The organism is Streptomyces sp. 11x1, from assembly GCF_032598905.1.
In the GTDB taxonomy this organism is placed as follows: domain Bacteria; phylum Actinomycetota; class Actinomycetes; order Streptomycetales; family Streptomycetaceae; genus Streptomyces.
This window is the reverse complement of the sequence record NZ_CP122458.1, coordinates 4,126,276-4,148,864: the sequence shown is the minus strand read 5'-3', so window position 1 is coordinate 4,148,864 and position 22,589 is coordinate 4,126,276. Positions and strand designations below refer to the sequence as shown.

17 protein-coding genes and 1 tRNA gene are annotated in these 22,589 nt (G+C 66.8%); 16 read left to right on the top strand and 2 right to left on the bottom strand.

The window, feature by feature from the left end; translation table 11 throughout:
• Window positions 1–96: 96 nt before the first annotated feature.
• Together P8T65_RS17975 and P8T65_RS17970 are read right to left on the bottom strand one after the other, a co-directional pair.
• Window positions 97–1,155, bottom strand: a complete 1,059-nt coding sequence (locus P8T65_RS17975; protein WP_316726303.1) for an adenosine deaminase — start codon at window positions 1,153–1,155, stop codon at window positions 97–99.
• A 132-nt stretch (window positions 1,156–1,287) separates the two neighbouring features.
• A complete protein-coding gene (locus P8T65_RS17970; protein ID WP_316726302.1) occupies window positions 1,288–2,514 on the bottom strand; it encodes a pyridoxal phosphate-dependent aminotransferase in 1,227 nt (408 codons plus the stop codon).
• Between the two features lie 251 nt (window positions 2,515–2,765).
• On the opposite strand from P8T65_RS17970, the gene P8T65_RS17965 reads away from it, so the two are divergent.
• The 16 genes from P8T65_RS17965 (at window position 2,766) to tuf (ending at window position 22,577) form a co-directional block, all read left to right on the top strand.
• Window positions 2,766–2,838 (top strand) — tRNA-Trp (locus tag P8T65_RS17965).
• A 114-nt stretch (window positions 2,839–2,952) separates the two neighbouring features.
• A complete protein-coding gene (secE, locus tag P8T65_RS17960; protein ID WP_033528314.1) occupies window positions 2,953–3,240 on the top strand; it encodes a preprotein translocase subunit SecE in 288 nt (95 codons plus the stop codon).
• 76 nt (window positions 3,241–3,316) lie between these two features.
• Entirely contained in the window at window positions 3,317–4,177 is an 861-nt protein-coding gene (gene nusG, locus P8T65_RS17955) for a transcription termination/antitermination protein NusG (RefSeq protein WP_316726301.1), read from the top strand.
• A gap of 185 nt (window positions 4,178–4,362) precedes the next feature.
• Complete coding sequence (gene rplK, locus P8T65_RS17950; protein WP_033528316.1) at window positions 4,363–4,797, top strand: 50S ribosomal protein L11; 435 nt, start codon at window positions 4,363–4,365, stop codon at window positions 4,795–4,797.
• Window positions 4,798–4,896: 99 nt separating this feature from the next.
• A complete protein-coding gene (gene rplA / locus P8T65_RS17945) occupies window positions 4,897–5,622 on the top strand; it encodes a 50S ribosomal protein L1 (protein WP_184904681.1) in 726 nt (241 codons plus the stop codon).
• Window positions 5,623–5,837: 215 nt separating this feature from the next.
• The gene (locus P8T65_RS17940; protein WP_316726300.1) at window positions 5,838–6,707 is read left to right on the top strand and encodes a hypothetical protein; all 870 of its coding nucleotides are present in this window, start codon (window positions 5,838–5,840) and stop codon (window positions 6,705–6,707) included.
• A gap of 81 nt (window positions 6,708–6,788) precedes the next feature.
• On the top strand, window positions 6,789–7,685 hold the full coding sequence (locus P8T65_RS17935; protein WP_316726299.1) for a hypothetical protein: 897 nt from the start codon (window positions 6,789–6,791) through the stop codon (window positions 7,683–7,685).
• A gap of 302 nt (window positions 7,686–7,987) precedes the next feature.
• Window positions 7,988–8,518 carry a 50S ribosomal protein L10 gene (rplJ, locus tag P8T65_RS17930; protein ID WP_033528319.1) on the top strand — a complete coding sequence of 177 codons (531 nt, stop codon included), beginning with the start codon at window positions 7,988–7,990 and terminating at the stop codon, window positions 8,516–8,518.
• Window positions 8,519–8,632: 114 nt separating this feature from the next.
• A complete protein-coding gene (rplL, locus tag P8T65_RS17925; protein WP_060887961.1) occupies window positions 8,633–9,016 on the top strand; it encodes a 50S ribosomal protein L7/L12 in 384 nt (127 codons plus the stop codon).
• Window positions 9,017–9,618: 602 nt separating this feature from the next.
• Window positions 9,619–13,104, top strand: a complete 3,486-nt coding sequence (gene rpoB / locus P8T65_RS17920; protein ID WP_230219552.1) for a DNA-directed RNA polymerase subunit beta — start codon at window positions 9,619–9,621, stop codon at window positions 13,102–13,104.
• A gap of 93 nt (window positions 13,105–13,197) precedes the next feature.
• Window positions 13,198–17,097: a DNA-directed RNA polymerase subunit beta' gene (locus P8T65_RS17915; RefSeq protein WP_316726298.1), complete on the top strand. Its 3,900-nt coding sequence runs from the start codon at window positions 13,198–13,200 to the stop codon at window positions 17,095–17,097.
• A 299-nt stretch (window positions 17,098–17,396) separates the two neighbouring features.
• Window positions 17,397–17,891, top strand: coding sequence for a DUF1707 and DUF4190 domain-containing protein (locus P8T65_RS17910; RefSeq protein ID WP_316731624.1), 495 nt, complete (start codon window positions 17,397–17,399; stop codon window positions 17,889–17,891).
• 299 nt (window positions 17,892–18,190) lie between these two features.
• On the top strand, window positions 18,191–18,562 hold the full coding sequence (gene rpsL / locus P8T65_RS17905; RefSeq protein ID WP_003948652.1) for a 30S ribosomal protein S12: 372 nt from the start codon (window positions 18,191–18,193) through the stop codon (window positions 18,560–18,562).
• Between the two features lie 2 nt (window positions 18,563–18,564).
• A complete protein-coding gene (rpsG, locus tag P8T65_RS17900; RefSeq protein ID WP_003992340.1) occupies window positions 18,565–19,035 on the top strand; it encodes a 30S ribosomal protein S7 in 471 nt (156 codons plus the stop codon).
• Window positions 19,036–19,074: 39 nt separating this feature from the next.
• Window positions 19,075–21,201, top strand: a complete 2,127-nt coding sequence (fusA, locus tag P8T65_RS17895) for an elongation factor G (RefSeq protein ID WP_033528328.1) — start codon at window positions 19,075–19,077, stop codon at window positions 21,199–21,201.
• Between the two features lie 182 nt (window positions 21,202–21,383).
• Window positions 21,384–22,577 (top strand): elongation factor Tu, encoded by a 1,194-nt coding sequence (gene tuf / locus P8T65_RS17890; RefSeq protein WP_115906452.1) that lies wholly within the window; start codon window positions 21,384–21,386, stop codon window positions 22,575–22,577.
• The last annotated feature ends 12 nt before the right edge of the window (window positions 22,578–22,589 follow it).

Here is a 22,589-nt window from a genome sequence, read left to right as displayed (position 1 = left end):
TGCTCTGGCCGCCCGACTCACCCTGGATTGCCGGTAAATGTCAATCGCCATCAAGTAGGGCAAGCCGGGCGCATTTTCAAGATCTTCAGGACGCTTCTAGGACACCCCCGCCCCGACCCCGGCCGGGGCGGCGAGCCAGTCGTCCACGCCGGCCAGCAGCTTCTTCCTCTCCTGCTCCGGGGCAGCCGACCCCCGGATCGACTGCCGGGCCAGCTCAGCCAACTCCTCGTCCGTGAAGTCGTGGTGCCGGCGGGCGATCTCGTACTGGGCCGCCAGACGCGAACCGAACAGCAGCGGGTCGTCCGCGCCGAGCGCCATCGGCACCCCGGCGTCGAACAGCGTCCGCAGGGGGACGTCCTCGGGTTTCTCGTAGACGCCGAGCGCCACGTTCGAGGCCGGGCAGACCTCGCAGGTGATCTGCTGCTCGGCGAGCCGCTGCAACAGGCGCGGGTGCTCCGCCGCGCGCACCCCGTGACCCACCCGGTTCGCGTTCAGGTCGTCCAGACAGTCCCGCACCGACGACGGACCGGTCAGCTCACCGCCGTGCGGCGCCGACAGCAGGCCCCCCTCCCGGGCGATCGCGAACGCTCGGTCGAAGTCCCGCGCCATGCCCCGGCGTTCGTCGTTGGAGAGCCCGAACCCGACCACCCCCCGGTCCGCGTACCGCACCGCGAGCCGGGCCAGCGTGCGCGCGTCCAACGGGTGCTTCATACGGTTCGCCGCCACCAGCACCCGCATCCCGAGCCCCGTCTCCCGCGCCGTCGTGTCGACCGCGTCCAGGATCACCTCCAGCGCCGGGATCAGCCCGCCCAGCCGGGGCGCGTACGACGTCGGGTCCACCTGGATCTCCAGCCAGCCCGAACCGTCCCGGACATCCTCCTCCGCGGCCTCCCGCACCAACCGCTGGATGTCCTCGGGCTCCCTGACGCACGAGCGCGCCGCGTCGTACAGCCGCTGGAACCGGAACCACCCACGCTCGTCCGTCGCCCGCAGTCTCGGCGGTTCCCCGCTGGTCAGCGCCTCCGTCAGCGCGTCGGGGAGCCGGACCCCGTACTTGTCGGCCAGTTCCAGCACGGTCGTGGGCCGCATCGACCCGGTGAAGTGCAGATGCAGATGGGCCTTGGGCAGTTCAGAGAGGTCACGTACACGCTCCATCGCCCGATCCTGCCGCACGCCCATGCCGTCCCGGAAGCGGAATCCTCGAACGTGGTCTGGCTCGCACACATGAAAGAGGGGACCACATACGGAAATCTGTATGTGGTCCCCAAGGAATCTCAGCTCAGGACGTCAGTCCGTCGCCTCCGCCAGCAGCTTCTGCACGCGGGAGACGCCCTCGACGAGATCCTCGTCACCCAGGGCGTACGACAGACGCAGATAGCCGGGGGTGCCGAAGGCCTCGCCGGGGACGACCGCGACCTCGGCCTCCTCCAGGATCAGCGCGGCCAGCTCGACCGTGTCCTGGGGGCGCTTGCCGCGGATCTCCTTGCCGATCAGCTCCTTCACCGACGGGTAGGCGTAGAACGCGCCCTCGGGCTCCGGGCAGAACACGCCGTCGATCTCGTTGAGCATCCGCACGATCGTCTTGCGGCGGCGGTCGAAGGCCTCCTTCATCTTCTCGACGGCCGACAGGTCGCCGGAGACGGCGGCCAGCGCGGCCACCTGCGCCACGTTGGAGACGTTCGACGTGGCGTGCGACTGGAGGTTGGTCGCGGCCTTGACGACGTCCTTCGGGCCGATGACCCAGCCCACGCGCCAGCCCGTCATCGCGTACGTCTTCGCGACCCCGTTGACCACGATCGTCCTGTCGGCGAGCTCGGGCACGACCACCGGCAGCGAGTGGAACTCGGCGTCGCCGTAGACCAGGTGCTCGTAGATCTCGTCGGTCAGGACCCACAGGCCCTTCTCGGCGGCCCAGCGGCCGATCTCCTCCACCTGAGCGCGCGTGTAGACCGCGCCGGTCGGGTTGGACGGGGAGACGAAGAGGAGGACCTTCGTGTTCTCCGTGCGGGCCGCCTCCAGCTGCTCGACCGAGACCCGGTAGCCCGTGGTCTCGTCGGCGACGACCTCGACCGGGACACCGCCGGCGAGACGGATCGACTCCGGGTACGTCGTCCAGTACGGCGCGGGGACGATGACCTCGTCGCCCGGGTCGAGGATCGCGGCGAACGCCTCGTAGATGGCCTGCTTGCCGCCGTTGGTGACGAGGACCTGCGACGCGTCGACCTCGTAGCCGGAGTCGCGCAGGGTCTTCGCGGCGATCGCGGCCTTCAGCTCGGGCAGACCGCCGGCCGGCGTGTAGCGGTGGTACTTCGGGTTCTTGCAGGCCTCGACGGCCGCCTCGACGATGTAGTCCGGGGTCGGGAAGTCGGGCTCACCGGCGCCGAAGCCGATCACCGGGCGCCCGGCGGCCTTGAGGGCCTTGGCCTTGGCGTCCACGGCGAGGGTGGCGGACTCGGAGATCGCGCCGATGCGCGCGGAGACCCGGCGCTCGGTGGGAGGGGTTGCAGGGCTCATGGACCCCATCGTTTCAGACAGGAAACGCGCCGGGCACGCGGGTTTCACAGACTGAACAGCAACGGAACAACCGTCCGTATCCGCGGCCGGAAACAGTCGATCTTCGGCGAGCAACGCCCCTGCGGACGCTTTCTGTTCGACGACAGGCTTCGGACCACGTATGCTCTCTCCTCGTTGGCCTTCACCGGCCGCGCCCACCAGGTGCACACCGAGCACTCGGTCGGATGCGGTACGTTGGGGGAGAACCGCAAAGGGTCGTAGCTCAATTGGTAGAGCACTGGTCTCCAAAACCAGCGGTTGGGGGTTCAAGTCCCTCCGGCCCTGCTACACACTCCTCACGCCAGGATGTGTGCGCATGTACGTACAGCAATGTTCCGCCGTGCGGCTCAGACCGGGCGCGGCACGGCCACGACCCGGACCGGAATCAGGTGAGGATGAATGACGGACGCCGTGGGCTCCATCGACACGCCTGATGCCCAGGACGAGGTGCCCGAGGACAAGAAGAAGACCCGCAAGGGCGGAAAGCGCGCCAAGAAGGGCCCGCTGAAGCGCCTCGCGCTCTTCTACCGCCAGATCGTCGCGGAGCTGCGGAAGGTCGTCTGGCCGACCCGCTCCCAGCTGACGACCTACACGACGGTGGTCATCGTCTTCGTCGTCATCATGATCGGTCTTGTTACTGTGATTGACTTCGGCCTCGACAAGGCTGCCAAGTACGTCTTCGGCTGAGCCGAGAGCGAAGGGCGCCGTTACCTGGCGCCCCTTTCGCGTGTTCCACCCCCATGATCCAGGAAGAAGCAGCCACGTGTCTGACCCGAACCTGAAGGACGCCATGGAGCCTCGCGGTGAAGGTGCCGAGTCCGTGGACGACGAACTCGACATCGTCGAGGGCTCGGACGAGGTCGACGAGTTCGAGGCTGCCGAGGCCGAGGCGGGGGAGCCGGCCGAGGAAGCTGCGCTGCACGTCGAGGACGACTCCGACGACGCGGACGCCGACGAGGACGAGGACGAGGCGACCGAGGAGGTCGTCGAGGAGGAGGCCGAGCCGGTCGACCCCGTCGAGGCTCTCCGCGAGGAACTGCGGACCCTGCCCGGTGAGTGGTACGTCATCCACACCTACGCCGGTTACGAGAACCGCGTGAAGACCAACCTCGAACAGCGTGCCGTCTCGCTGAACGTCGAGGACTTCATCTTCCAGGCCGAGGTGCCGCAGGAAGAGGTCGCGCAGATCAAGAACGGCGAGCGCAAGACGATCCGCCAGAACAAGCTCCCCGGATACGTTCTCGTCCGCATGGACCTGACGAACGAGTCCTGGGGCGTCGTCCGCAACACCCCCGGCGTCACCGGCTTCGTGGGCAACGCCTACGACCCGTACCCGCTGACCCTGGACGAGATCGTCAAGATGCTCGCGCCGGAGGCCGAGGAGAAGGCCGCCCGTGAGGCCGCCGAGGCCGAGGGCAAGCCGGCGCCCGCCCGCAAGGTCGAGGTCCAGGTGCTGGACTTCGAGGTCGGCGACTCGGTCACCGTCACGGACGGCCCGTTCGCCACGCTGCAGGCGACGATCAACGAGATCAACGCGGACTCGAAGAAGGTCAAGGGTCTCGTGGAGATCTTCGGCCGCGAGACTCCGGTCGAGCTGTCGTTCGACCAGATCCAGAAGAACTGAGTTCTGCTGAGTTCTTCGGAGCGCAGCAACCCACGCTTCCGACCAGGTCAGGCGAGCTGTCCGCAGCTTGTCTGACCTGCTCGGTTTTTGGCCGCGCATCTATACCCGCTATCGTTGTGCGGTATGCCTTCATCTGGCCGCGAACCGGATGAGGGCGCACTCGAATCGAAAGGACCCGGAGAGTAATGCCTCCCAAGAAGAAGAAGGTCACGGGGCTCATCAAGCTCCAGATCCAGGCCGGCGCGGCCAACCCGGCTCCGCCGGTCGGCCCCGCGCTCGGTCAGCACGGCGTCAACATCATGGAGTTCTGCAAGGCCTACAACGCCGCGACCGAGTCGCAGCGCGGGTGGGTCATCCCGGTGGAGATCACGGTCTACGAGGACCGCTCCTTCACCTTCGTCACCAAGACGCCCCCGGCCGCCAAGATGATCCTCAAGGCCGCGGGTATCGAGAAGGGCTCCGGCGAGCCGCACAAGACCAAGGTCGCCAAGATCACCGAGGCGCAGGTCCGCGAGATCGCCACGACGAAGATGCCCGACCTCAACGCCAACGACCTGGACGCCGCCGCGAAGATCATCGCCGGTACCGCGCGTTCCATGGGCGTCACGGTCGAGGGCTGAACCCCACCTTCGTAGAACCATGCGGCTCACGGAGCCGCACGTGGTAGGGCCTGCTCGGCCCGTACACCACGACTCCTTTCAGAACACACAGGAGCAGTTGTGAGCAAGCGCAGCAAGGCTCTCCGCGCTGCGGACGCCAAGGTCGACCGGGACAAGCTCTACGCCCCGCTCGAGGCCGTCCGTCTCGCCAAGGAGACCTCCACCTCCAAGTTCGACGGCACCGTCGAGGTCGCCTTCCGTCTGGGTGTCGACCCGCGCAAGGCCGACCAGATGGTTCGTGGCACCGTGAACCTCCCGCACGGCACCGGTAAGACCGCCCGGGTCCTGGTCTTCGCGACCGGTGACCGTGCCGAGGCCGCGACCGCCGCCGGCGCCGACATCGTCGGCTCCGACGAACTGATCGACGAGGTGGCGAAGGGCCGTCTGGACTTCGACGCCGTCGTCGCCACCCCGGACCTCATGGGCAAGGTCGGCCGCCTCGGCCGCGTGCTCGGTCCCCGTGGTCTCATGCCGAACCCCAAGACCGGCACCGTGACCCCGGACGTCGTGAAGGCCGTCAACGACATCAAGGGCGGCAAGATCGAGTTCCGCGTCGACAAGCACTCGAACCTGCACTTCATCATCGGCAAGACGTCGTTCGACGACACCAAGCTGGTGGAGAACTACGCCGCGGCGCTGGAGGAGATCCTCCGTCTGAAGCCGTCGGCCGCCAAGGGTCGCTACATCAAGAAGGCCGCGATCAGCACCACGATCGGCCCCGGCATCCCGGTCGACTCCAACCGCACCCGCAACCTCCTCGTCGAGGAGGACCCGGCCGCCGTCTGAGCCTGACGCTCACCGGCAGCCGCGTCGCGGTCGCACAGCCCGTGGACGAGCCCCGCAACCTTCAGAGGTGCGGGGCTCGTCCCTTTTCGGCATACGGGCATACGGGCCCCGCAGGGGTCCTCACGGGTCCTTCCGGCGTACGGGTGGGCATACGCGCGCGCATGTGCTGCCCTGGTGTGCGGAGCACGGTGAATCTCCCTGGGGGGTGGGGACGGATGACCAGGTCGAGCACGCGTCGCCGTAGGGCGGTGTCGTTCGCGGTGGTGGCCGCGCTGACGGGGGTGGTGGCCTGCGGCTCCCCGGACTCGGACGAGCACGGCGGGGACGATCCGTTCGCGGCGCTCAAGCTCGCGGACTCCTCCACCCGTGACGCCGACTCGTCGAGGATCGAGTCCACTGGCGACCTGGGCGAGCTGATGTCCATCGAGGCCGACGGCGAGGTCGACTGGGCCGACGGTCTCGACGGCACGATGACCATCACCTACACCGGCGGCCAGGCGGCCGACCAGATGCGCCGCCTGGGCATCACCTCGACCGAGGCCCGCTACCTGCCCGACGCCTACTACGCGGACATGGGTGATCTGTTCGCCGGCCGGTACGGCGGCAAGCGGTGGATCCGGTACGCGTACGAGGACATGGACGAGATGATCGGCGGGGCCTCCGGCGCCTATGTGCAGGAGCACTTCAAGAGCGTCACACCGAACCAGTCCGTACGGCTCCTGCTGGCCTCCGGTGACGTCGAGGAGGTCGGTGAGGAGGACGTCCGCGGGGAGCGGACCACGCACTACGCCGGCACCGTGGACGTCGCCGACCTCCAGGAGCGGAACGCGAACCTCGGCGAGGACATGCGGGCCGAACTGGAGGAGCAGCTGAAGGCCTCCGGCATCACCACCGTCGACATCGACCTCTGGATCGACGAGGACGACCTGCTGGTCAAGAAGGTCGAGAAGGTCGACACCGCGAACGGCACGGTGAACTCCACGGCCCACTACAGCGACTACGGCGTCGACGTCTCCACCGAGGAGCCGCCGGCCGCCGAGACGGTCGACTACAAGGACCTGATGAGCTCATCGCCGACGAGCTGAATTCGAGGGACAGACACGACCCGGCGGCGCTAGTGTCCCAGCCGTCCCATAGAGGTGGGGCGTGAGGGACCAGGGGGACACATGAGGTTTGCCGCGCGCGGCTCCGTACGCTCCGTACACGGCCGCAGAGCGGTCGGCGTCGCCGTCGTGGCCGCGTTGCTCGGCGGTGCCACCGCCTGTGGCACGCAGGCGCAGGCCGAGGCGAGCCCGAAGACACCCGCCGAGGCCGTGGCCCGGGCCGCCGAGCGGACCACGGACGTCACGTCGCTGCGGTACCGGGTGAGGGGCACGGTGCCGGAGAACGGGAGGATGCGGGTCGAGGCGGCGATGACCGCACGGCCGACCTCGATGCGCATGGACGTGACCGGGCTGGCCGCGAGCGAGGGCAAGCCCGTGGAGGTGCGGTTCGCCGACGGGGTGCTCTACGCCGAGGGGGACCCGGCCGCCATCGGCGCACCGGCGGACAAGGAGTGGTTCAGCGTCGGGCCGGCCGTGTGGGGACGCGGCGCGGCGGAGAACAACACGTACCGCGTCCTGCCCACCGCGTTGGAGGCGAGCCCGCTCGCGCAGTCCACACTCCTGACCGGCGCGAAGAAGGTCCGCGAGGTCGGCACGGAGACGGTCGACGGAAGCGGGACCACGCACTACCGGGGAACGGTCACCTGGAACAGCCTGCGGGACGCCCAGACGGCCGCCCGCGACAAGGCGACCCGGAAGCTGCGGACGACGAGCCTCGACCAGTTCATGATGCTGGACATCGAGGAGACCCTCACCATGGACCTCTGGGTCGACGACGACGGCCGGGCCAAGCGGTACCGGCTCCGGGGGGAGACCGAAAGCCTGAAGGACGGGCGGATGGTCGACACAGGCCCGCTCGACCTGACCGTCACCCTCCTGGACGTCGACCGGCCGGTGACCGTCGAGACCCCGCCGGCCGAGGACACCGTCGACCTCGCCGAGCTGGTGGACGGGGCATGAGAGGGCTGAGTGGCGCCGTCAAGGAGCGGATTTGCTTGACACGTCGTGTGTCATCTAACCTTCCGGAGAAGCCAAAGACCGCTGGTCGTTGCCGTGCGCTTGTAAGAGGGCTCGGTGGCCGAAGGATCCGCTGAACCGCGGACGACCCGCGCAGGTGACTGTGGAAGTTGCTCCCGGTCCGGTTCCGTGCCCGCATGGAATTCGTCCGGTCGAGCTACGCCCCGTGCGCCTGCGCCGGGGCGTTTCGTTCTGTTCGGCCCCTTCTGAGCGGTCCTCATCACCCGGAAGGAGGCCGACGCTCTATGGCAAGGCCCGACAAGGCTGCCGCGGTGGCCGAGCTCACGGAGCAGTTCCGTAGCTCGAACGCCGCCGTGCTGACCGAGTACCGGGGTCTCACCGTCGCGCAGCTGAAGAACCTGCGCCGTTCGCTCGGTGAAGACGCCCAGTACGCCGTGGTGAAGAACACGCTGACCAAGATCGCGGCCAACGAGGCCGGGATCTCGACGCTCGACGACCTGTTCAACGGTCCGACGGCGGTTGCCTTCATCACCGGTGACCCGGTGACGTCGGCGAAGGGTCTTCGTGACTTCGCCAAGGACAACCCGAACCTCGTCATCAAGGGCGGTGTCCTTGACGGCAAGGCGCTGTCCGCCGACGAGATCAAGAAGCTTGCGGACCTCGAGTCCCGCGAGGTTCTGCTCTCCAAGCTGGCGGGTGCCTTCAAGGGCAAGCAGTCCCAGACTGCTCAGCTCTTCCAGGCGCTTCCCTCGAAGCTCGTCCGCACCGTGGACGCTCTTCGCGCCAAGCAGGACGAGCAGGGCGGTGCCGAGTAACTCGGCTCGCGCATTGATCCGCGCCGCCTGAAGCGCGGGTCGTAGCGGGCCGTAAGTACGCCCGCCGTTTCGATACATCCGGCACCTGCCGAATTAGTGGAAGGATCGCCCATCATGGCGAAGCTCAGCCAGGAAGACCTGCTCGCGCAGTTCGAGGAGATGACCCTCATCGAGCTCTCCGAGTTCGTGAAGGCGTTCGAGGAGAAGTTCGACGTCACCGCCGCCGCGGCCGTCGCCGTCGCCGGCCCCGCCGTCCCCGGCGCCCCGGCCGAGGCCGCTGAGGAGCAGGACGAGTTCGACGTCATCCTCACCGGTGCCGGCGACAAGAAGATCCAGGTCATCAAGGTCGTGCGTGAGCTGACCTCCCTGGGCCTGAAGGAGGCCAAGGACCTCGTGGACGGCGCCCCGAAGCCCGTTCTCGAGAAGGTCGCCAAGGAGGCCGCGGAGAAGGCCGCCGAGTCCCTCAAGGGCGCCGGCGCCTCCGTCGAGGTCAAGTAAGGCCCACGGGTCCACTCAGGACCTGCTCGCACACGGCTCCGGGCTCGGGGCTGTAACGCGGACGCACCGAAGGGCGATCACCCATGTGGGTGGTCGCCTTTCGGCGTTCCGGGACGTCGAGTGACGGCTGCCTTGCACTGTCGGTGGCGGCGAGTATGGTGATCTTCGTCGTGCCTCCGAGCACCCCTGGTGACCGGCCGCGAGTGACGATCGCAGCATCTGGTTCGGGCATGGGGGGCCTTGACGAACTGCACGCAGCGCGCAATTCTCAGGACGCGTCGTCACACGGATCCGAACTCCGAGGCATGGATCGACGGCGAAGAGGGCAGTATCGATGTGCATCGAGGGCGTGGCTTGCCGCAGGCGTTGAGGAACAACGAGGGTTTCCGAGGGTCCGTAAACCCGCACTGGACATCAGTGGGCCAACTGGCTACACTGACCCTTTGCGCTGCCTGTTAGCTGCCTCCTGCCCGTCACCAGGGGCATGCCCTCGCTCGAGCACCGACGATTGAACGTCCCTCACCTGGGGCTTTCCATCTCCGCGCCCGGTCGAGGGGGCCGGTACGCGCGTAGTGAGTCCGAGCCCTCGGAAGGACCCCCTCTTGGCCGCCTCGCGCAACGCCTCGACCGCGAATACGAACAACGGCGCCAGCACCGCCCCGCTGCGCATCTCCTTTGCAAAGATCAAGGAGCCCCTCGAGGTTCCCAACCTGCTCGCGCTGCAGACCGAGAGCTTTGACTGGCTGCTCGGCAACACCGCCTGGCAGAGTCGGGTCGAGGAGGCTCTGGAGAACGGTCAGGACGTCCCCACGAAGTCCGGTCTGGAGGAGATCTTCGAGGAGATCTCCCCGATCGAGGACTTCTCCGGGTCGATGTCGCTGACCTTCCGCGACCACCGCTTCGAGCCGCCGAAGAACAGCATCGACGAGTGCAAGGACCGCGACTTCACCTACGCGGCCCCGCTCTTCGTCACGGCCGAGTTCACCAACAACGAGACCGGCGAGATCAAGTCCCAGACGGTCTTCATGGGCGACTTCCCGCTCATGACCCACAAGGGCACCTTCGTGATCAACGGCACCGAGCGTGTCGTCGTGTCGCAGCTGGTCCGCTCGCCCGGTGTCTACTTCGACTCCTCCATCGACAAGACCTCCGACAAGGACATCTTCTCCGCCAAGATCATCCCGTCCCGGGGTGCCTGGCTGGAGATGGAGATCGACAAGCGCGACATGGTCGGTGTGCGTATCGACCGCAAGCGCAAGCAGTCCGTGACCGTCCTCCTCAAGGCCCTCGGCTGGACCACCGAGCAGATCCTGGAGGAGTTCGGCGAGTACGAGTCCATGCGCGCCACCCTGGAGAAGGACCACACCCAGGGGCAGGACGACGCGCTGCTCGACATCTACCGCAAGCTGCGTCCGGGCGAGCCCCCCACGCGTGAGGCCGCGCAGACGCTCCTCGAGAACCTGTACTTCAACCCCAAGCGCTACGACCTCGCGAAGGTCGGCCGCTACAAGGTCAACAAGAAGCTGGGTGCGGAGGCGCCGCTCGACGCGGGCGTCCTGACCGTCGAGGACGTCATCTCGACGATCAAGTACCTGGTGAAGCTGCACGCGGGCGAGACCGAGACGGCCGCCGACAACGGCCAGACGATCGTCGTCGAGACCGACGACATCGACCACTTCGGCAACCGTCGTCTGCGCAGCGTCGGCGAGCTCATCCAGAACCAGGTCCGTACGGGTCTGGCGCGTATGGAGCGAGTCGTCCGCGAGCGCATGACGACCCAGGACGTCGAGGCGATCACGCCCCAGACCCTGATCAACATCCGGCCGGTCGTCGCCTCCATCAAGGAGTTCTTCGGCACCAGCCAGCTGTCGCAGTTCATGGACCAGAACAACCCGCTGTCGGGACTGACGCACAAGCGTCGTCTCTCGGCGCTGGGTCCCGGTGGTCTGTCCCGTGAGCGGGCCGGCTTCGAGGTCCGTGACGTGCACCCGTCCCACTACGGGCGCATGTGCCCCATCGAGACGCCCGAAGGCCCGAACATCGGTCTGATCGGTTCGCTCGCCTCCTACGGCCGCGTCAACGCGTTCGGTTTCGTGGAGACGCCGTACCGCAAGGTCGTCGACGGCCAGGTCACCGACGAGGTCGACTACCTGACGGCCGACGAGGAGGACCGCTTCGTCATCGCGCAGGCCAACGCCACGCTCAACGACGAACTGCGCTTCACCGAGAACCGCGTCCTGGTCCGCCGCCGTGGCGGCGAGGTCGACTACGTCCCCGGTGACGACGTCGACTACATGGACGTCTCGCCGCGCCAGATGGTGTCGGTCGCGACCGCCATGATCCCCTTCCTGGAGCACGACGACGCCAACCGTGCCCTCATGGGCGCGAACATGATGCGTCAGGCCGTGCCGCTCATCAAGAGCGAGTCCCCGCTCGTCGGCACCGGCATGGAGTACCGCTCCGCCGTCGACGCCGGCGACGTGGTCAAGGCCGAGAAGGCGGGTGTGGTCCAGGAGGTCTCCGCCGACTACATCACCACCACCAACGACGACGGCACGTACATCACGTACCGCCTGGCCAAGTTCGCCCGCTCCAACCAGGGCACCTCGGTCAACCAGAAGGTCATCGTCAACGAGGGCGACCGGATCATCGAGGGCCAGGTCCTGGCCGACGGTCCGGCCACCGAGAACGGCGAGATGGCGCTGGGCAAGAACCTCCTCGTGGCGTTCATGCCGTGGGAGGGTCACAACTACGAGGACGCGATCATCCTGTCGCAGCGCCTCGTGCAGGACGACGTCCTCTCCTCGATCCACATCGAGGAGCACGAGGTCGACGCCCGTGACACCAAGCTCGGCCCCGAGGAGATCACCCGGGACATCCCGAACGTCTCCGAGGAGGTCCTCGCCGACCTCGACGAGCGCGGCATCATCCGTATCGGTGCCGAGGTCGTCGCCGGCGACATCCTCGTCGGCAAGGTCACGCCCAAGGGTGAGACCGAGCTGACCCCGGAGGAGCGCCTGCTCCGTGCGATCTTCGGTGAGAAGGCCCGTGAGGTCCGTGACACCTCGCTGAAGGTCCCGCACGGCGAGATCGGCAAGGTCATCGGCGTCCGCGTCTTCGACCGTGAGGAGGGCGACGAGCTTCCCCCCGGTGTCAACCAGCTGGTGCGCGTGTACGTGGCGCAGAAGCGCAAGATCACCGACGGTGACAAGCTCGCCGGCCGGCACGGCAACAAGGGCGTCATCTCGAAGATCCTGCCGATCGAGGACATGCCGTTCCTGGAGGACGGCACCCCGGTCGACATCATCCTCAACCCCCTCGGTGTGCCGTCCCGAATGAACCCGGGACAGGTACTGGAGATCCACCTCGGCTGGCTCGCCAGCCGCGGCTGGGACGTCTCCGGTCTCGCCGAGGACTGGGCGCAGCGCCTCCAGGCGATCGGCGCCGACTCCGTCGCCCCCGGCACCAACGTCGCGACCCCGGTCTTCGACGGTGCCCGCGAGGACGAGCTCGCCGGTCTGCTGCAGCACACCATCCCCAACCGCGACGGCGAGCGCATGGTGCTCCCCTCCGGCAAGGCGCGTCTGTTCGACGGCCGCTCCGGTGAGCCGTTCCCGGACCCGATCTCGGTCGGGTACATGTACATCCTCAAGCTGCACCACCTGGTCGACGACAAGCTGCACGCACGGTCGACCGGCCCGTACTCGATGATCACCCAGCAGCCGCTGGGTGGTAAGGCCCAGTTCGGTGGCCAGCGCTTCGGTGAGATGGAGGTGTGGGCGCTGGAGGCTTACGGCGCCGCGTACGCCCTCCAGGAGCTGCTGACCATCAAGTCCGACGACGTCACCGGCCGCGTGAAGGTCTACGAGGCCATCGTCAAGGGCGAGAACATCCCCGAGCCCGGCATCCCCGAGTCCTTCAAGGTGCTCATCAAGGAGATGCAGTCTCTCTGCCTGAACGTGGAGGTGCTGTCCAGCGACGGTATGTCCATCGAGATGCGTGACACCGACGAGGACGTCTTCCGCGCTGCGGAGGAGCTCGGCATCGACCTGTCCCGGCGCGAGCCGAGCAGCGTCGAAGAGGTCTGACGGGAGTTCGGCCGGGCTCGTGAAGAGCCCGGTCGGCCCCAGGACCCCCGTATCAGACCAAAGACTTACAACCCTGAGAGGGATTGACGCATAGTGCTCGACGTCAACTTCTTCGACGAGCTCCGGATCGGTCTGGCCACCGCTGACGACATCCGTCAGTGGAGCCACGGCGAGGTCAAGAAGCCCGAGACGATCAACTACCGCACGCTCAAGCCCGAAAAGGACGGACTCTTCTGCGAGAAGATCTTCGGTCCGACCCGGGACTGGGAGTGCTACTGCGGCAAGTACAAGCGTGTCCGCTTCAAGGGCATCATCTGTGAGCGCTGTGGCGTCGAGGTCACGCGCGCCAAGGTGCGCCGTGAGCGGATGGGCCACATCGAGCTGGCCGCTCCCGTCACCCACATCTGGTACTTCAAGGGCGTTCCGTCGCGGCTGGGCTACCTGCTCGACCTCGCCCCGAAGGACCTGGAGAAGGTCATCTACTTCGCGGCGTACATGATCACGTACGTCGACGAGGAGCGCCGCACCCGCGACCTGCCCTCCCTGGAGGCGCACGTCTCCGTCGAGCGGCAGCAGATCGAGAACCGTCGCGACGCCGACCTCGAGGCCCGTGCCAAGAAGCTCGAGACCGACCTGGCCGAGCTGGAGGCCGAGGGCGCCAAGGCCGACGTGCGCCGCAAGGTGCGCGAGGGCGCCGAGCGTGAGATGAAGCAGCTGCGCGACCGTACGCAGCGCGAGATCGACCGTCTCGACGAGGTGTGGACCCGGTTCAAGAACCTCAAGGTCCAGGACCTGGAGGGCGACGAGCTCCTCTACCGCGAACTGCGTGACCGCTTCGGCACGTACTTCGACGGCTCGATGGGTGCCGCGGCGCTGCAGAAGCGCCTGGAGTCCTTCGACCTCGACGAGGAGGCCGAGCGCCTCCGCGAGATCATCCGTACCGGCAAGGGCCAGAAGAAGACCCGTGCGCTCAAGCGCCTCAAGGTCGTCTCCGCGTTCCTGCAGACCAGCAACAGCCCCAAGGGCATGGTGCTCGACTGCGTGCCGGTCATCCCGCCGGACCTGCGCCCGATGGTGCAGCTGGACGGTGGCCGCTTCGCGACCTCCGACCTGAACGACCTGTACCGTCGTGTGATCAACCGGAACAACCGTCTGAAGCGGCTTCTCGACCTCGGCGCGCCCGAGATCATCGTCAACAACGAGAAGCGCATGCTCCAGGAGGCCGTCGACGCCCTCTTCGACAACGGTCGTCGTGGTCGCCCGGTGACCGGTCCCGGTAACCGCCCGCTGAAGTCCCTCAGCGACATGCTGAAGGGCAAGCAGGGTCGATTCCGTCAGAACCTGCTCGGCAAGCGTGTGGACTACTCCGCGCGTTCCGTGATCGTCGTCGGTCCGCAGCTGAAGCTGCACCAGTGCGGTCTGCCGAAGGCGATGGCGCTGGAGCTCTTCAAGCCGTTCGTGATGAAGCGGCTCGTGGACCTCAACCACGCGCAGAACATCAAGAGCGCCAAGCGCATGGTGGAGCGCGGCCGTACCGTCGTGTACGACGTCCTCGAAGAGGTCATCGCCGAGCACCCGGTGCTGCTGAACCGTGCTCCCACCCTGCACCGCCTCGGCATCCAGGCCTTCGAGCCGCAGCTGGTCGAGGGCAAGGCCATCCAGATCCACCCGCTCGTCTGCACCGCGTTCAACGCGGACTTCGACGGTGACCAGATGGCCGTCCACCTGCCGCTCTCCGCGGAGGCGCAGGCCGAGGCCCGCATCCTGATGCTGTCCTCGAACAACATCCTCAAGCCCGCCGACGGCCGTCCGGTGACGATGCCGACCCAGGACATGGTCCTCGGTCTGTTCTTCCTCACCACCGACGGCGAACTCCGTGACACCAAGGGCGAGGGGCGTTCGTTCGCCTCCACGGCCGAGGCGATCATGGCGTTCGACGCCGGCGAGCTCGCGCTGCAGTCCGCGATCGACATCCGCTTCCCGGTGGGCACCATCCCGCCGCGCGGCTGGATGCCGCCGGCGCGCGAGGAGGGCGAGCCGGAGTGGCAGCAGGGGGACAGCTTCCGTCTGAAGACCACGCTCGGCCGTGCGCTCTTCAACGAGCTGCTGCCCGAGGACTACCCGTTCGTCGACTACTCGGTGGGCAAGAAGCAGCTCTCCGAGATCGTCAACGACCTGGCCGAGCGCTACCCCAAGGTCATCGTGGCGGCGACGCTCGACAACCTGAAGGCGGCCGGCTTCTACTGGGCGACCCGTTCCGGTGTCACCGTGGCCATCTCCGACGTCGTCGTTCCCGAGGCGAAGAAGGAGATCGTCAAGGGTTACGAGGCGCAGGACGAGAAGGTCCAGAAGCAGTACGAGCGCGGTCTGATCACCAAGGAAGAGCGCACGCAGGAGCTCATCGCGATCTGGACCAAGGCGACCAACGAGGTCGCCGAGGCGATGAACGCGAACTTCCCGAAGACGAACCCCATCTTCATGATGGTCGACTCGGGTGCCCGCGGAAACATGATGCAGATGCGTCAGATCGCCGGTATGCGTGGTCTGGTGTCGAACGCCAAGAACGAGACGATCCCGCGTCCCATCAAGGCGTCCTTCCGTGAGGGCCTGTCCGTCCTGGAGTACTTCATCTCCACGCACGGTGCCCGTAAGGGTCTGGCGGACACCGCCCTGCGTACCGCCGACTCGGGTTACCTGACCCGTCGTCTGGTGGACGTCTCGCAGGACGTCATCATCCGCGAGGAGGACTGCGGCACCGAGCGCGGTCTGAAGCTGCGGATCGCCTCGAAGGACGAGACCGGGGTCCTGCGCAAGGCCGAGGACGTCGAGACCAGCGTCTACGCCCGCATGCTCGCCGAGGACGTCGTCATCGACGGCAAGGTGATCGCGCCGGCCAACGTGGACCTGGGCGACGTGCTCATCGACCAGCTCGTGCACCACGGTGTCGAGGAGGTCAAGACCCGCTCGATCCTGACCTGTGAGTCCAAGGTCGGTACGTGTGCCATGTGCTACGGCCGCTCCCTGGCCACCGGCAAGCTGGTCGACATCGGTGAGGCGGTCGGCATCATCGCCGCCCAGTCCATCGGTGAGCCCGGTACCCAGCTGACGATGCGTACCTTCCACACCGGTGGTGTGGCCGGTGACGACATCACGCAGGGTCTGCCGCGTGTCGTCGAGCTCTTCGAGGCCCGTACGCCCAAGGGTGTCGCGCCGATCTCCGAGGCGGCCGGTCGCGTCCGCATCGAGGAGACGGAGAAGACCAAGAAGATCGTCATCACGCCGGACGACGGCAGCGACGAGACGGCGTTCCCGATCTCGAAGCGCGCCCGTCTGCTGGTGAGCGAGGGCGAGCACGTCGAGGTGGGCCAGAAGCTCACCGTGGGTGCCACCAACCCGCACGACGTGCTGCGCATCCTGGGTCAGCGTGCCGTCCAGGTCCACCTGGTCGGCGAGGTCCAGAAGGTCTACAACTCGCAGGGTGTGTCGATCCACGACAAGCACATCGAGATCATCATCCGGCAGATGCTCCGCCGTGTGACGATCATCGAGTCCGGCGACGCCGAGCTGCTGCCCGGTGAGCTGGTCGAGCGCTCGAAGTTCGAGACCGAGAACCGTCGTGTGGTCCAGGAGGGCGGTCACCCGGCCTCCGGTCGTCCGCAGCTGATGGGTATCACCAAGGCCTCGCTGGCGACGGAATCCTGGCTGTCGGCCGCCTCCTTCCAGGAGACGACCCGAGTCCTGACGGATGCGGCGATCAACGCCAAGTCCGACAGCCTCATCGGCCTCAAGGAGAACGTCATCATCGGTAAGCTCATCCCGGCCGGTACGGGTCTGTCCCGCTACCGCAACATCCGGGTCGAGCCGACCGAGGAGGCCAAGGCCGCGATGTACTCGGCCGTCGGCTACGACGACATCGACTACTCGCCGTTCGGCACGGGCTCCGGCCAGGCCGTGCCGCTGGAGGACTACGACTACGGTCCGTACAACCAGTAGGCGAGCGGTCGCAGCCGCTTGAGTTGAGGGGCGGTCACCTTCGGGTGGCCGCCCTTCGGCGTCTTGTCACGGGCGTGTCGGTGCGGCGTACGGGCGCCTGGCGTGACGTACGGGCGTGCACGGCGGGCGTACGGGTGTGCGATGTGGCAGAACCGGGACAGGACCGGTGCGGGGGAACCAGTGCCGGGGGGCGTACGTTGTCGCATCATGGGGGGACAACCAGTCCGGGGGAGTTTCTCGTGTCGAATCCGTCGTGGCAGCCGATGCCGTGGCAGCAGGCGCAGGGCAGTGGTCCCTCCATGCTCGCCGCACATGCCGACCGTGAGCGTGCCGTCGATGTGTTGAAGGCCGGCTTCAGTGAGGGCCGCCTCCCGCAGGACGAGTACGAGAGGCGCGTCGAGAGGGCCTACCAGGCGCGCACGGTGGGGGAGCTGGCCCTCCTGGTCGCCGACCTGCCCCAGGGGCCCACAGCGGCGCAGCCGAGCGTCATGGCGCCCATGCCGCCCATGGTCCCGAGAACGTTCATGCCGGCGCCCGTGCTGCCGCCGCCCACCAACGGCAAGGCCGTGGGCGCGATGGTCTGCGGTGTGCTCACGACCATGTCGCTGGGGCTCACCGGCATCCCGGCGGTCATCCTGGGCCACACCGCCCGCGCCGAGATGAAGCGCACCGGGGAGGGCGGTGAGGGCTTCGCCCTGGCCGGTCTGATCCTCGGCTGGCTCTCCGTGGCGGGCTGGGCCTTCTTCCTGCTGGTCCTGATGATCGCGGGAGTGTCGTCGAGCAGCGGAACCTGAGCCCCAGCGGGCCGGTGGCGCGGACGCGTCGGTGCGGAGACGTTCGTCCTTAAACCACCTCCCGCCCATTTGTTTTGACCATAGCGAATGAGGTAGGTACGCTCAGACCTTGTGCCTGGGGTGTGCCCTGGCTCTCGTGCGTGCCTTCAACCGCACAGGGGGAGCCGTAAGCGGCCGCCGTACTCTGCGCCCTTTCTGCCTCGCGGCGGGAGTTCAGCAGTTTCGACACACCCGACCGCGTGGGTCGGCGAATGTTCCGGGTTAGCTTCACCATTCGGCACACAGAAACCGGAGAAGTAGTGCCTACGATCCAGCAGCTGGTCCGTAAGGGCCGGCAGGACAAGGTCGAGAAGAACAAGACGCCCGCACTCGAGGGTTCGCCCCAGCGTCGCGGCGTCTGCACGCGTGTGTTCACGACCACCCCGAAGAAGCCGAACTCGGCCCTGCGTAAGGTCGCGCGTGTGCGTCTGACCAGCGGGATCGAGGTCACCGCTTACATTCCGGGTGAGGGACACAACCTGCAGGAGCACTCCATCGTGCTCGTGCGTGGTGGCCGTGTGAAGGACCTGCCGGGTGTTCGCTACAAGATCATCCGCGGTTCCCTCGACACCCAGGGTGTCAAGAACCGCAAGCAGGCCCGCAGCCGCTACGGCGCCAAGAAGGAGAAGTAAGAATGCCTCGTAAGGGCCCCGCCCCGAAGCGCCCGGTCATCATCGACCCGGTCTACGGTTCTCCTCTTGTCACGTCGCTCATCAACAAGGTGCTGCTGAACGGCAAGCGCTCCACCGCCGAGCGCATCGTCTACGGCGCCATGGAGGGCCTGCGTGAGAAGACGGGCAACGACCCGATCATCACGCTGAAGCGCGCTCTGGAGAACATCAAGCCGACCCTCGAGGTCAAGTCCCGCCGTGTCGGTGGTGCGACGTACCAGGTTCCGATCGAGGTCAAGCCCGGTCGTGCCAACACGCTCGCGCTGCGCTGGCTGGTCGGTTACTCCCGCGCCCGTCGCGAGAAGACCATGACCGAGCGTCTGCTCAACGAGCTTCTCGACGCCTCCAACGGCCTGGGTGCCGCTGTGAAGAAGCGCGAGGACACGCACAAGATGGCCGAGTCCAACAAGGCCTTCGCGCACTACCGCTGGTAGTCGCAGACCCCATCGAGACCGAGAGAAGACTGAAGCCTTATGGCTACCACTTCGCTTGACCTGGCCAGGGTCCGCAACATCGGGATCATGGCCCACATCGACGCGGGCAAGACGACCACCACCGAGCGGATCCTGTTCTACACCGGCGTTTCGTACAAGATCGGTGAGGTCCACGACGGCGCCGCCACCATGGACTGGATGGAGCAGGAGCAGGAGCGTGGCATCACGATCACCTCTGCTGCCACCACCTGTCACTGGCCGCTCGAGGGCGTCGACCACACCATCAACATCATCGACACCCCGGGTCACGTCGACTTCACCGTAGAGGTGGAGCGTTCGCTCCGCGTCCTCGACGGTGCCGTGACGGTGTTCGACGGCGTTGCCGGCGTGGAGCCGCAGTCGGAGACGGTGTGGCGTCAGGCCGACCGTTACGGCGTGCCCCGCATCTGCTTCGTCAACAAGCTGGACCGTACCGGCGCCGAGTTCCACCGCTGCGTGGACATGATCTCGGACCGTCTGGGCGCCCAGCCGCTCGTCATGCAGCTCCCGATCGGCGCCGAGGCCGACTTCAAGGGCGTCGTCGACCTCGTGACGATGAAGGCCCTGGTCTGGTCCGCCGAGGCCGCCAAGGGTGAGATGTACGACGTCGTCGACATCCCGGCCACGCACACCGAGGCTGCCGAGGAGTACCGCGGCAAGCTCGTCGAGGCCGTCGCCGAGAACGACGAAGAGATCATGGAGCTGTACCTGGAGGGCGTCGAGCCCACCGAGGAGCAGCTGTACGCCGCGATCCGTCGCATCACCATCGCGTCCGGCAAGTCCAACGACACCACGGTCACCCCGGTGTTCTGTGGCACCGCGTTCAAGAACAAGGGCGTCCAGCCCCTGCTCGACGCGGTCGTGCGCTACCTCCCCACCCCGCTCGACGTCGAGGCCATCGAGGGCCACGACGTGAAGGACCCCGAGCTGGTCGTCAAGCGCAAGCCGTCCGACGACGAGCCGCTGTCCGCGCTGGCGTTCAAGATCATGAGCGACCCGCACCTCGGCAAGCTCACCTTCGTCCGGGTCTACTCGGGCCGCCTGGAGTCCGGCACCGCCGTGCTGAACTCCGTCAAGGGCAAGAAGGAGCGCATCGGCAAGATCTACCGCATGCACGCGAACAAGCGTGAGGAGATCGAGTCGGTGGGCGCCGGCGACATCATCGCCGTCATGGGTCTGAAGCAGACCACGACCGGTGAGACGCTGTGCGACGACAAGCAGCCGGTGATCCTGGAGTCCATGGACTTCCCGGCGCCGGTCATCCAGGTCGCCATCGAGCCCAAGTCCAAGGGTGACCAGGAGAAGCTGGGTGTCGCCATCCAGCGTCTCGCGGAGGAGGACCCCTCCTTCCAGGTCCACTCGGACGAGGAGACCGGCCAGACCATCATCGGTGGTATGGGCGAGCTGCACCTCGAGGTGCTGGTCGACCGTATGCGCCGTGAGTTCAAGGTCGAGGCCAACGTCGGCAAGCCGCAGGTCGCCTACCGCGAGACGATCCGCAAGGCCGTCGAGCGCGTCGACTACACGCACAAGAAGCAGACCGGTGGTACCGGTCAGTTCGCCAAGGTGCAGATCGCGATCGAGCCGATCGAGGGCGGCGACGCCAGTTACGAGTTCGTGAACAAGGTGACCGGTGGCCGCATCCCGAAGGAGTACATCCCTTCGGTGGACGCCGGTGCGCAGGAGGCCATGCAGTTCGGCATCCTCGCGGGCTACGAGATGACGGGCGTCCGCGTCACGCTCATCGACGGTGGCTACCACGAGGTCGACTCCTCCGAGCTCGCGTTCAAGATCGCCGGTTCGCAGGCCTTCAAGGAGGCCGCGCGCAAGGCGTCCCCCGTGCTCCTTGAGCCGATGATGGCCGTCGAGGTCACCACGCCCGAGGACTACATGGGTGAGGTCATCGGCGACATCAACTCCCGCCGTGGTCAGATCCAGGCCATGGAGGAGCGGGCCGGTGCCCGCGTCGTGAAGGGCCTCGTGCCCCTCTCGGAGATGTTCGGCTACGTCGGAGACCTCCGCAGCAAGACCTCGGGTCGCGCAAGCTACTCGATGCAGTTCGACTCCTACGCCGAGGTTCCGCGGAACGTCGCCGAGGAGATCATCGCGAAGGCCAAGGGCGAGTGACGCACGGCGTTGAACCACCGCGTTCAACGCACCGCGTGCACACGCTTTAGGCTTGACTCCGGAGCCTCGTGGGGCAAACGGCCGCAAACACGGTTGTTTGCCCCGGGACCCGGACTTTCCAGCAAAGATCACCTGGCGCCGATGAAGCAAGGCGTTCAGAACCACTCCACAGGAGGACCCCAGTGGCGAAGGCGAAGTTCGAGCGGACTAAGCCGCACGTCAACATCGGCACCATCGGTCACATCGACCACGGTAAGACGACCCTCACGGCCGCCATTACCAAGGTGCTGCACGACGCGTTCCCGGACCTGAACGAGGCCTCGGCGTTCGACCAGATCGACAAGGCTCCCGAGGAGCGCCAGCGCGGTATCACCATCTCCATCGCGCACGTCGAGTACCAGACGGAGACCCGTCACTACGCCCACGTCGACTGCCCCGGTCACGCGGACTACATCAAGAACATGATCACGGGTGCGGCGCAGATGGACGGCGCCATCCTCGTTGTCGCCGCCACCGACGGCCCGATGCCGCAGACCAAGGAGCACGTGCTCCTGGCCCGCCAGGTCGGCGTTCCGTACATCGTCGTCGCCCTGAACAAGGCCGACATGGTGGACGACGAGGAGATCCTGGAGCTCGTCGAGCTCGAGGTCCGTGAGCTGCTCTCCGAGTACGAGTTCCCGGGCGACGACGTTCCGGTCGTCAAGGTCTCCGCGCTCAAGGCGCTCGAGGGCGACAAGGAGTGGGGCCAGTCGGTCCTGGACCTGATGGCCGCCGTCGACACCGCGATCCCGGAGCCGGAGCGCGACGTCGACAAGCCGTTCCTGATGCCGATCGAGGACGTCTTCACGATCACCGGTCGTGGCACCGTCGTCACCGGTCGTATCGAGCGTGGTGTCCTCAAGGTCAACGAGACCGTCGACATCATCGGTATCAAGACCGAGAAGACCACCACCACGGTCACCGGCATCGAGATGTTCCGCAAGCTGCTCGACGAGGGCCAGGCCGGTGAGAACGTCGGTCTGCTCCTCCGTGGCATCAAGCGCGAGGACGTCGAGCGCGGCCAGGTCATCATCAAGCCCGGTTCGGTCACCCCGCACACCGAGTTCGAGGCCCAGGCCTACATCCTGTCCAAGGACGAGGGTGGCCGCCACACGCCGTTCTTCAACAACTACCGTCCGCAGTTCTACTTCCGTACGACGGACGTGACGGGCGTTGTGACCCTCCCCGAGGGCACCGAGATGGTCATGCCCGGCGACAACACTGAGATGAAGGTTGAGCTCATCCAGCCCATCGCCATGGAAGAGGGCCTGAAGTTCGCCATCCGTGAGGGTGGCCGGACCGTGGGCGCCGGCCAGGTCACCAAGATCAACAAGTAAGCTTGTCGGTCT

Bases quoted from the DNA above. Each gene is read 5' to 3' on its own strand.
- rplJ (WP_033528319.1), top strand. From the start codon at position 7,988: ATGGCAAGGCCCGACAAGGCTGCCGCGGTGGCCGAGCTCACGGAGCAG.
- rplL (WP_060887961.1), top strand. From the start codon at position 8,633: ATGGCGAAGCTCAGCCAGGAAGACCTGCTCGCGCAGTTCGAGGAGATG.
- P8T65_RS17910 (WP_316731624.1), top strand. From the start codon at position 17,397: ATGCTCGCCGCACATGCCGACCGTGAGCGTGCCGTCGATGTGTTGAAG.
- fusA (WP_033528328.1), top strand. From the start codon at position 19,075: ATGGCTACCACTTCGCTTGACCTGGCCAGGGTCCGCAACATCGGGATC.
- rpsG (WP_003992340.1), top strand. From the start codon at position 18,565: ATGCCTCGTAAGGGCCCCGCCCCGAAGCGCCCGGTCATCATCGACCCG.
- P8T65_RS17970 (WP_316726302.1), bottom strand. From the start codon at position 2,514: ATGAGCCCTGCAACCCCTCCCACCGAGCGCCGGGTCTCCGCGCGCATC.
- secE (WP_033528314.1), top strand. From the start codon at position 2,953: ATGACGGACGCCGTGGGCTCCATCGACACGCCTGATGCCCAGGACGAG.
- rplK (WP_033528316.1), top strand. From the start codon at position 4,363: ATGCCTCCCAAGAAGAAGAAGGTCACGGGGCTCATCAAGCTCCAGATC.
- P8T65_RS17935 (WP_316726299.1), top strand. From the start codon at position 6,789: ATGAGGTTTGCCGCGCGCGGCTCCGTACGCTCCGTACACGGCCGCAGA.
- P8T65_RS17940 (WP_316726300.1), top strand. From the start codon at position 5,838: ATGACCAGGTCGAGCACGCGTCGCCGTAGGGCGGTGTCGTTCGCGGTG.
- P8T65_RS17975 (WP_316726303.1), bottom strand. From the start codon at position 1,155: ATGGAGCGTGTACGTGACCTCTCTGAACTGCCCAAGGCCCATCTGCAT.